Annotated in this window: 6 protein-coding genes; 5 read left to right on the forward strand and 1 reads right to left on the reverse strand. The window is 45.7% G+C overall.

The annotated features are described in order from the left end of the window. Nucleotides 1–55: 55 nt before the first annotated feature. Nucleotides 56–1,882: a T9SS type A sorting domain-containing protein gene (locus tag EGI32_RS04310; RefSeq protein WP_255154142.1), complete on the reverse strand. Its 1,827-nt coding sequence runs from the start codon at nt 1,880–1,882 to the stop codon at nt 56–58. Between the two features lie 427 nt (nt 1,883–2,309). On the opposite strand from EGI32_RS04310, the gene EGI32_RS04315 reads away from it, so the two are divergent. From EGI32_RS04315 to EGI32_RS04335, 5 genes are all read left to right on the forward strand, one after another. Continuing rightward, nucleotides 2,310–5,465 (forward strand): TonB-dependent receptor, encoded by a 3,156-nt coding sequence (locus EGI32_RS04315; protein WP_255154143.1) that lies wholly within the window; start codon nt 2,310–2,312, stop codon nt 5,463–5,465. Nucleotides 5,466–5,488: 23 nt separating this feature from the next. Then, nucleotides 5,489–6,955 carry a RagB/SusD family nutrient uptake outer membrane protein gene (locus EGI32_RS04320; RefSeq protein ID WP_255154144.1) on the forward strand — a complete coding sequence of 489 codons (1,467 nt, stop codon included), beginning with the start codon at nt 5,489–5,491 and terminating at the stop codon, nt 6,953–6,955. 88 nt (nt 6,956–7,043) lie between these two features. Continuing rightward, entirely contained in the window at nt 7,044–8,408 is a 1,365-nt protein-coding gene (locus EGI32_RS04325) for a DUF4832 domain-containing protein (protein WP_255154145.1), read from the forward strand. Between the two features lie 38 nt (nt 8,409–8,446). Further along, on the forward strand, nt 8,447–9,304 hold the full coding sequence (locus EGI32_RS04330) for a PKD domain-containing protein (RefSeq protein ID WP_255154146.1): 858 nt from the start codon (nt 8,447–8,449) through the stop codon (nt 9,302–9,304). Nucleotides 9,305–9,440: 136 nt separating this feature from the next. Further along, nucleotides 9,441–10,511, forward strand: coding sequence for an aldose epimerase family protein (locus tag EGI32_RS04335; RefSeq protein WP_255153819.1), 1,071 nt, complete (start codon nt 9,441–9,443; stop codon nt 10,509–10,511). The last annotated feature ends 351 nt before the right edge of the window (nt 10,512–10,862 follow it).

Raw genomic sequence — 10,862 nt, forward strand, 5'->3', positions numbered from 1 at the left:
AGCATAATAATATCTCTGCGTAAACTCCGCTCTCTCTTTTCTCTGTGGTGAGGCCTTACCGGATCAATACTTTAAACGAACTGCTGGATCTGTTTTCCACGATCGTCACAGTCACTAATCCTGTGGCGGCTTTCAGCGCCCGGATGTCTATCCTTTCAAACGTAGTATTCTTCACATTCTTAAGCAATAGCAGACGCCCATTTACATCTGTGATGCGTATAACGGCGTCGGTTACCTGCTTTCCGAAATTGATATTAACCTTATCGGTTGCCGGGTTTGGATAAATGCTGAATTCCGGGATGATAACTTGCTCCTGTGGAGCTGCCGTTCTGAATGCTCCGCTTTGTACTTCATAACAGCCGATGTCTACACGGCCATCTCTTTTTCTTGTTGAATAATCCCTGTCGGTGGTTCCAGAAGCATTTGAGTCATAAGTTACATCGCCTTTATTTTTTGCGGATGCAGAAGAAGTGAGCGCAAAGTCAAAACTTCCTGCATTCACGAAACCCGGAGCGCCTACAACTGCATTGGAGTCCAGCGTGGTTTGTGTAGTAAACTGGGCGGGCGAATATGAGCCGGTGGTAGAGCTTCCATTGAAGCTGGTTCCGGTAAGATCCATGATGAAAGTAGTGCTGCCATCCCTGTAATAAAGATTGTAATTGGATGCATAGCTGGCAACAGAATAGCCGCTTAGCGCAACCAGGGCTTTTTTATTGTTGCTCGCATACACGATGTTGTTTTTGAAAGTAGTACCATTGATATTCTGAAGATGCACTTCGCCCCCAAAGTTGTCAGCAGCTGTGCCAACCGCAACTCCATTAATGGTGGTTACGCCATTAACCACAGCGCCCGTCCTGTTTTTATAAAAAGTATTATTGAAGATCTTGGTATTCTGAATGGCGTTACCTGCGAGGTTGGTGCCGAAGTAAGCGCCGGCAATCACATTATTATAAATGAGATTGTTGTTGATCACATGTCCGCCGGGAGTTGTAGCGCCCACCCCTGTAGGTTGTTCGCCACCAACGGAAATGCCTACGCCGCTTTGATATACTTCATTTTTTTCAACGCGGATGTTGATAGCGCCATCCAGATAGATGCCGGCGCTGTTGGCCACGGCGCTCATGCAATGATGTACTTCGTTGCCGATGATCGTACCATTGCGTGCCTGGTTCACGCCGGAAGGTGCGCCGGTACTGGTATAATTGCCTGCTGCAACAATACCGATGTTGGCAATGTCGTAGATCAGGTTTCCATCTACAATAAACCCGTTCACATTTCCTGTAATAGTAACTGCTTCGCCCCAGCCGGTAGCACAATTTTCAACATTGTTGTCCAGCAATGTGATGTTGGTCAAAGCAGTTGCGCTGTTGCCTTCCACTTTGATGGCATTGGTAACAGTACCGCTGTTTGGAGGGATAGAATCAAGGTCATTGCTTACCCAGCCGATGTTTTCAAATGAACAATTCTTAATCGTGATATTGTTGCCCGAGCCAAGCACCCATGCACCTTTGCTGCCATTCCCGATATTGTTGGCAAACGTAATGCCATCGATGGTTACATTGCTGGTATTCACAATACCAAGCATGTATTTGAAAGAACCCGTACCACGGCCCGATGCATTTACAATGACTTCGGTGGCGCCCGTCTTTTGTAGTGTCAAAGCTTTGCTGATGTAAATTTCAGAGACTTCATTGTACGTACCACCCGATACATACACCGTTGCGCCGGCAGCTGCAGCCTGCACACCTTTTACGATCGTTTTGTAAGGATTGCCTGATGAGCCGGTACCCGTTACATCATTGCCGGTAACGGCTACGTACACCTGCGCATAACCTGAGCAGGCAAAAAAGATCAACATAAGGGAAGGAATAATTTTTTTCATAAAGAAGATTTAGTGGTGATTAATGAATCAAATATTGACATTAATATTTTTAGATGAAAGAGCTGAAACCCTTTAGACATAAGTATCCTGGCTACGCAATCGCTTGTTTGCGAAAGGCAATCGGTTGCGTGAAATTCTGGCACCAGTATTTTTACGATGATAACAGAACAAAAATTTCTTTGCGGGAAGACGGGAATAAAAATAAAAATAATTCTTGCTGTTTTCCCGGCAGATACCGGAAAACAGAGTGTTTCGTAACAGAGATCGTTTTTAGTCAAAATTTACGCAACCGTTTGCCTGTAAATATCAAGCGTTTGCGTTGATTGAAATTCTGCACATGAAATCGTTGTTGTGTGGTATTCAAAAAAATAACATCATCTTAGAGTGGCAGATTGTCACACACAGTATTTATCCAAAACTTATATGCATGCCTAGTACATTATTTAAAAAATCAGTTTTATTTTTTCTTGCGCTTTTCGTTTTTCAGGTTACAGTTTTAGCGCAGCGTACTGTAACGGGAAAAGTAACGGATGCCGATGGAAGCCCCCTGGCGGATGTCAGCGTAAGTATTAAGGGCACGAACAAAACAGTCGTGACCAACCAAAAAGGAAACTTCAGTATAGAAGCTGCCAATGCTGATGTCCTCGTAATTTCATCAACCGCCTATGTAACCCGCGAACTAACGGTAACGGGTAACGCTTTACCGGACATCAGGCTTCAGCCGGACAATAAATCCATGGATGAAGTGATAGTGGTAGGGTATGGCACACAAAAGAAGCGGGATCTTACCGGTGCAGTATCTTCCGTGAAAACGAAAGACCTGGTCATTTCTTCCGGGCCGGAAATAGGAAGTATGCTGAAAGGTAAAGTGGCGGGTCTTACAATCAGGCAGAACAGTGCGCAACCTGGCGGCGGGCTCGATATCCAGATACGTGGCGCCGGATCCATCAATGCCAGTAATTCACCTTTGTTTGTTGTAGATGGTTTTCCTATCACCGATCTTCAGCAGCCTGAAAGCAATAACCGCTACAATGCAGGAACACAGAGCATCCTCAATTCTTTCAACCCCAATGATATCGAATCCATCGAAGTATTGAAAGATGCAAGCGCCACTTCCATCTACGGTTCAAGGGCTGCCAACGGCGTGATACTGATCACCACCAAACGTGGTGCGGCAGGGGCTGTGAAGGTTCAGTACTCCAATAATTTTTCATTTCAGAAATATAAAAATGATTTTGATGTATTGCCGCTCAACGAATGGATGCAGGTGCGAAATGAAGCCGGCCAGGAACAATGGGATTTTGATAACGGTGTTATCCCTTACGGAACAAATACAAGGGAACAGGTAATTCAAAATGGTGTTGCTCCGTTTAAAAAATTATACACTCAAAATGCGATCAATAATGTAGGCCGTGGTACCGATTGGTTTGATCTTGTAACCCGCAGTGGTGGCACAACTCAGCATAACCTTTCGCTCTCAGGTGGATCAAAAACCACTAAATATCTTCTTTCAGGAAACTACTATGATCAGAAAGGGATCATTAAAAAATCCGGCTTCAGCCGTTATTCCGTTAAGGCAAACATCGATCAGGAAGTAAATAAATATGTAAAAGCCGGTGTTACGTTAACGACCAGCAGGATAGACAATGACAATACTCAACTGGGTGGCGACCAGTTTGAAAATTCCGGTATCATCCGTGCTGCCATACAGCAGGGTCCGCACATTCAGGCGATCGATGAAAACGGAAATTATCCTCTGAACCCACAACTCGTATTGCAGCCCAACCCTTATTCCTTATTGACGATTACGGATAAGAGCCGTCTTGAAAGGATGTTGCTTAACTCTTACATCGACATTACGCCGATACAGGGGCTTACCATCAAATTAAAAGCAGGTATGGACCGTACCATTACCAAGCGCCAGAGTTATCTTCCAAAAACTACATTCGCCGGAGAGCTGGAACAGGGAAGGGCTACCATCTCCAACAGCGACAGGGATGACTACCTGCTGGAAGCGACCGCTAATTATGTGCGCACATTTGCTTCCGTTCATAAAGTTGAATTGCTGGGTGGTGTATCACAACAAAAATTCAACACCAGTGTAAACAGCGAAGGCGCGTCAGGTTTTATCACGGATGCATTTTTGTGGAACAATCTTGGTGCCGGCGCCATCAGGCTGGCGAGCACTTCTTATGGTTCCAAGAACATGATCGCTTCTTACTTCGGCCGGCTGAATTACAATTTTAAAGATCGCTATCTGTTGACGGCTACAGTTCGTACAGATGGGGCGAGCGTATTTGCCCGAAATAACAAATGGGGGACATTCCCGTCTGCGGCAGTTGCATGGAATATTTCGCAGGAATCTTTTTTCAAAAGATATAATAAAGTGGTATCACAGTTGAAGCTACGTTTCAGTTACGGACAAACGGGTAATGCTTCTATCAACAGCAATGCGTTTGCGGCATATGGTGCTTATCCTGCCTGGTTGTCCGGTGAAGACCTCCGTCTGATAGGCGTTTCGCTTACAAGGCTTGAAAACCCGGACCTGAAATGGGAAACTACCACAGGCGCCAACCTTGGGCTGGATTTCTCTTTATTCAATGGAAAAGTTGATGGTTCGGTGGAAGTATACAACAACGTGATATCCGATCTGCTGGCTACAAAAAATCTGAACTCTTACCAGGATATCAATACGATCATTGCCAATGTTGGTAAAACAAGAAGCCGTGGTTTTGAGATCAGCATCAACACAAGGAATATGCAGACCAGTAATTTCCTGTGGCGCACCCAATTCAACTTCTCGAAGTATAAAGACAATTGGGAAGAAAGGGCGCCGGATTGGAAACCAGCGGTGTATGAAAATGAAAAAGACCCTATCCGTGCCCGTTATTATCGTTTGTCTGATGGTATTCTCCAGATCGGCGAAGCGGCACCGGTTTCACAGCCAACGCTCAAGCCGGGTATGATCAAGATAAGGGATATCGATGGATACCTTCGTGATGGTGCCGGCAATCCTTCAGTAGATGCTAATGGCCGCTTCCTGCGCACCGGCGCTCCCGATGGGATCATTGATGACGCCGATACAAAAATGCTGGGCACCAGCGATCCGAGCGCTATGGCGGGTATCACCAACATTATCACGTATAAAAATTTCAGCCTGAACTTCGACTTCACCGCATTGTTTGGCCGCAACCAGGCTGATCCTAATTTCACGGCTTATGGCATCAGCGCTTATGGTATTTATTCCAATGGCTACAATGCTTTGCGCACAGTGAAAGACAGGTGGACACCAACCAATCCATCCACCACCCAGCCAAGTTCTTTCTGGGGTTTCTCTGAATACGGAGTAGGGGATTTCTTCCAGCAAAAAGCATGGTTCATCCGTTGCCAGAATGTTTCCCTGGGTTACAACCTGCCACGTAAGATATTAGGAAATGTTTTTTCTTCCGTACGTATACATGCGGATGCAGCCAACCTGTTTGTGATAAGCCCGTACAAAGGTGTAGATCCTGAAACAGATTCTTACACCGCGGCATACCCGTACATACGCACGTTTACTTTCGGCGTGAATGTTAACTTTTAATGATCCATTCAAAAGATAAAAAAATGAAAATAGTTAAACTGCTTTTGCTCCCATTGATAATGCTGACAACCGGTTGTACCAAAGACCTGGTGTCAGTTGATTACGGCGATATCAACCCGGCGATATTTCCTAAATCCGAAGCCGATCTTGAAGCCATGGTAAATGCCGCGTATTATCCATTAAGAGGCGCTTATGGCGATGGTATCTTTTCCACTTCGGAAAGAGGGGTGATGTACCTGAGCGACGCCACCACTGAAATATTATTCGGCAAATATGGCGATCAGCAAACGGCTTCGCTGCAAAACTATCGCCCTACCGATGCGGGCTTCACTCATTACTACGATGATTTTTACAACAAGATCAGCCGCATGACCACCACGATCGATCTTATAGAACGATCCACTTTAAGCGATGCACTTAAAAAGAAAGCGGTTGCCCAGGTAAGATGTGCAAGAGGTTTGCTCGCTTATACATTGTTTGACCTGTATGGCCCGCTGGTAGTAGCGCCGCTGGAAGTATTGAACAAACCATTGGTAGAAACGCCACTGGCAAGGCTTTCCAACGCGGAGATGGTGGCTTATATAGATGCCGATCTCACAGCAGCTGCTGAAGATCTTCCGATGCCCCAGGATGCCGAATATGGCCGTTTCAATAAAGCACTGGCTAAAATGGTGAGCATCCGGTTATGGCTACACGAAAAAAACTGGGCTAAAGTAAAAACGCTTGCAGACGATATCATCGCTTACAATGCATATGCACTTGATGCTGATTACGCGGCCATGTGGGACCTTGAAGGGGCCAAAGCAAGTAAAGAAGTGATCTGGGCCATACCATGCGATTACGCCGGCACCAGCGAAAACCAATGGCAGCTGATGGTGCTTCCGGCGGTATATGCGCCTAAAGGAGGATTTGGTACGATCACCAGCACCTGGTGGTTCTACGATCGTTTTGAATCAGATGACAAAAGAAAGAAAATGCTCATCGCCGAATTTACAGGAACTGACGACATCACCTACAACCGCAGCAGCCCCGGGGCGATACTCGACAAAGGGCCAATACCGCTGAAGATCAATCCCGATGCAGACAGGACAACAGGGCTTACAACAGTTGATATCATCATGTACCGCTATGCAGATGTATTGTTATCAAAAGCGGAAGCCATTGCCAATGCTGGCGGAGCGCCAACCGGTGAAGCCATGGAGCTGGTGAATGTGGTAAGAAGGAGGGCAGGATTGCCGGATAAACAACTGGCCAATTATGCTACGCTGACTTTATTCAACGACCTGATATTGCTTGAAAGAAGCCACGAATTCTGGTGCGAAAACGGGCAGTACCGTGCGGACCTTATCCGTCATGGTAAATTCATTTCCCGCTGCCAGGAAGTGACAGGGTCAACTTTTACGGCACCTCACAAAGTATTATATCCATTCTCACTGAGGGCTGTGAGCGAAGGAAAAGGGTTGTTCATTCAAAATCCGGGATATAATTAATCCTTACTATTAAATCTCTTGTCATCCTTCGACAAACTCAGGATGACAGTCCGGGTAAAATAATTTATAAATTCAGAATGCAAAACAAATGACCTTACGTAAAATATTTTTCATTCTTGCAGCGCTTCTTACATCCGGTATTGTTGGTTGTAAGAAAGATGGGGCGGTATCTGCGCCGGTAGACCAGGGGGTGACGTACGAAATTTCGTCTGCACTTTTTCCGAATCCGGAACGGGGATTTATGAAAACGCTGATCGTGTTTTCGGATGGTGCACCGTTGAGCCTTGCGCAGATGAACCTGCTTCGCGGGCAAAACATTTCGCTCGTGCTGCGTGTGTTCTATCTGGACAACTTCAAGAATACAGCCATCAGTGCCAGTGAATTGCAGCTGATACAAAATGATCTTAACACCATCCGTGATGCCGGCCTGAAAGCCATACTGCGCTTCGCTTACACTGATGATATGAGTGGTACGGATGCGCCGCTGGCTATCGTACAACAGCATCTCGATCAGTTGAAACCTGTTTTTGAAAATAACAAAGATATCATCGCGTTTGTACAGGCCGGTTTCATTGGCGCCTACGGCGAATGGCATAGCTCGAGCAATGGCCTGGCTACGATCGAGAATGAAAAAACGGTGCTCAACAAACTGCTGAGTGTATTGCCCCCGGAAATCATGGTGCAGGTGCGCACCCCGTTACAAAAGCAGCAGATATTTACGAATAATTCACCGGTTACGGCCGACATCGCGTATTCAACCGAAGCCCGTGCCAGGGTTGGCCATCACAACGATTGTTTTTTATCGGGCGGTACTGAATACGGTACTTACAGCAACATCACCCTGGAAAAACAATACATCAGCAATGAAGCCAATTTTGTTCCGGTAGGCGGAGAGACGTGTCCGCCTACAGGAGGGTATTCGCCCACCTGCGTGGAAAGCCAGAACCAGATGAAGTTGCTGAAATGGACTTATCTCAATCTCGATTATTATCCTGCCACCATCAATGGCTGGAGAACCAGCGGATGCTTCGATGAGTTCCAGAGAAGCCTCGGACACAGGCTGGCGATGGTGAAATCCGATATCGCCGATGCTGCTGCACTTAATTCAGCATTGGCTGTAAAGATCGAGCTCATCAATCGTGGATATGCTCCGTTGTACCACAAGAAGAATGTATCGCTGGTATTGAAAAATAAAACTTCGGGAGCATTTTATAATGTGCCGATGGCAACAGATCTGCGTACCATCAAGCCCTCATTGAGCGTGGTGGTGAATGAATCGCTTTCACTTTCGGGTATCCCTGCGGGTGAGTACGATCTATACCTGAAAATAGCAGATCGTGCCGATGCATTGAAGAACAGGATCGAATACTCGGTAAGGCTGGCCAACACAGGCACCTGGGTGGAAGAGAATGGGGGGATCAATAATCTCAAACAAACTGTGAAAATCAATTGATCATTTTTTAGATCACTAAACATTAAAAGACAAAAGTTATGTATAAGAATAATCTTTTTTTAGCCGTTTCGCTGGTAATGCTGGCGTGCATGGTTTCGTGTAAAAAAGACGAAGCCACCAATGGAACCAAAGCCGTGTTCAGTTATGTAGCAGATGGCTACAAAGTGAATTTTACCAATTTCTCTACCGGCGCTACCACTTACAAATGGGAATTTGGCGATGGCAGCGGGGAAATTTCCACCAGTCGTTCGCCGCAGCATATCTTCACGCAGAAAGGCGATTTCCTGGTTTCGCTGGTGGCGAAAAATGGCGCTGACTCCAGCATCTTCGTCGATACGGTGAGTATCATTGGGCCAAACATCAAGATAGATGGGGATTTTTCCGACTGGCAATATGTGGCTTACACACATGAAAATACAGGAGGCCCTACAGCAGGTACGCTGTTAGGTATAAAAACATTCGCTTCCAGCGACCTGCTGAATTTTTACCTGGAAGGAACTGCCGACATGAAAATAGAATTGTTTGACATGTACATCGATGCGGATAACAATCCTGCAACGGGGTTCAGTACATTTCTTTACCCGGGGGGCTCTGGCGCCGACTTCCTTGGCGAGGGCCCCATAGATGCAAATGGTGCATTGTACAAACATTCAGGCCCGCCAAGCGGATTCACTTTTTCGCCGGTGGCATCTTTTGGTGAAGTAATGAATTTTTCCGCTATTAAGACCGTGAGCGGAAAAAAAGCGATCGAATTTTCATTGAAAAAAAGTGCACTGGGGGCATTGAGTGGTTATGTGAATTTCGCTTTCATCGAGCTCACTTCCGGATATGCTGATGTGGGGAAAATTCCGGAAGCGTTGAACCCGACATCTGCCTTCATCAAGATACCTCTATAAGCGAATCAATATAGCAGACGTTTGGGCAATCCTTCAACTAGCTCAGGATGATGATAATATGGCTGAAATGTAATGATTCATATCCGTCATCTTGAACTTGTAAGGGACAGGACGGCTTATACTCAAAAAAAATCAAGTGGACGTAAACTCAATCAATCAGCCTGCGGGCTCCAGGGAAATTCCCGGGGCGGGTGGCATGCGGGTGTATACAATAGAAAATATTCAGGGAACAAAACTGGTAGTGTCGGACTTTGGAGCAGCTGCCATTTCCCTGTTCGTAGCAGATCGTACTGGTAAAAAGGAGGATGTGTTGCTGGGATATCAAACGCCTGAAGAGTACCTGCAGGATGAATTTTACATGGGCACGGTAGTGGGCCGTTATGCCAACAGGATTTCCGGCGATACAGTTGTGATAGAAAACAATCCTTATAAACTTTTTACAAAAGACGGCACTTATCATCATCATGGTGGTAAAGTAGGGTTTAATAAAAAACAATTCGGGGCCTGCGAATTTCACCAGGTGGGCAAAAGCGGGATCGTATTTACTTATACGAGCCCGCACCTGGAAGAAGGGTTTCCCGGAGAATTAAAACTGGAAGTGATCTATACATTGGGTGATGATAATAGCTGGACGGTAGAATACAAAGCCATTTCAGACAAAACCACTATCATCAATCTCACGCAGCATGCGTATTTCAATCTTGCCGGCGATCCTGCGAATGCCATTGATGCACATGAACTACAGATCAACGCCGAACAATTTTTACCCGTAAATGATACACAAGTACCAACCGGTATTCTTGCTGATGTGAAAGGTACTCCCTTCGATTTTACCAGTAGCAAACCAATCGGAAAAGATATTCATGCGGATGATGCACAACTGAAATTGAGCAACGGCTATGACCACAGTTTTGTGTTGGAAACAACACACAGCGACCAACTTAAAAAAGCCGCTGCAGTATACGAACCAACCACAGGCCGCGTTATGGAAGTGTTTACCACAGAGCCTTCCGTGCATCTTTATACGGGTAATTTCCTGAAAGATGTACAGGGTAAAAATAAGGTGGTATATCAGCCACGGGCGGGATTTTGCCTCGAGACCCAACATTTCCCCAACGCTCCCCGCCACGATCATTTTCCCAGTACAGTACTAAAAGCAGGAGAAAAATTTTACAGCAAAACAGTCTTTAACTTTTCAACAAGGTGACTTTTTTTACAAGGTATTTTAACCATCACGGAGAGAGTTGGTTGCGCCTTATGTTTCACTTTTCGCCCTGTTAAAATTTCGCGTAAACAGCAGCAGGTACTGCCCAAAAGTTTTTCACGCTTTCCCCCTTTGGCTTGGCCTTTGTTTTTGGAAATATATCGTTCATATATTAAATCTGAAAACATGAAAAGAATAATTCTGACCAGTGCGATGGCTATGATGCTATGCGCAATAGGTTACGCACAGGATACACCCGTAAAGAAAATGAATAATCAGCCGCCCGTAACTACAAGTCCGAAAATGCAGGCGCAACAACCAGATCAGATCGTGATGAAAGACGGAAGGCTCGTC

This window comes from Ferruginibacter sp. HRS2-29, assembly GCF_024343615.1.
Classification (GTDB): domain Bacteria; phylum Bacteroidota; class Bacteroidia; order Chitinophagales; family Chitinophagaceae; genus Ferruginibacter.

What these genes read in the sequence shown, in the direction of transcription:
- EGI32_RS04310 (WP_255154142.1), bottom strand. Translation starts at nt 1,882, where the DNA reads ATGAAAAAAATTATTCCTTCCCTTATGTTGATCTTTTTTGCCTGCTCA.
- EGI32_RS04315 (WP_255154143.1), top strand. Translation starts at nt 2,310, where the DNA reads ATGCCTAGTACATTATTTAAAAAATCAGTTTTATTTTTTCTTGCGCTT.
- EGI32_RS04320 (WP_255154144.1), top strand. Translation starts at nt 5,489, where the DNA reads ATGAAAATAGTTAAACTGCTTTTGCTCCCATTGATAATGCTGACAACC.
- EGI32_RS04325 (WP_255154145.1), top strand. Translation starts at nt 7,044, where the DNA reads ATGACCTTACGTAAAATATTTTTCATTCTTGCAGCGCTTCTTACATCC.
- EGI32_RS04330 (WP_255154146.1), top strand. Translation starts at nt 8,447, where the DNA reads ATGTATAAGAATAATCTTTTTTTAGCCGTTTCGCTGGTAATGCTGGCG.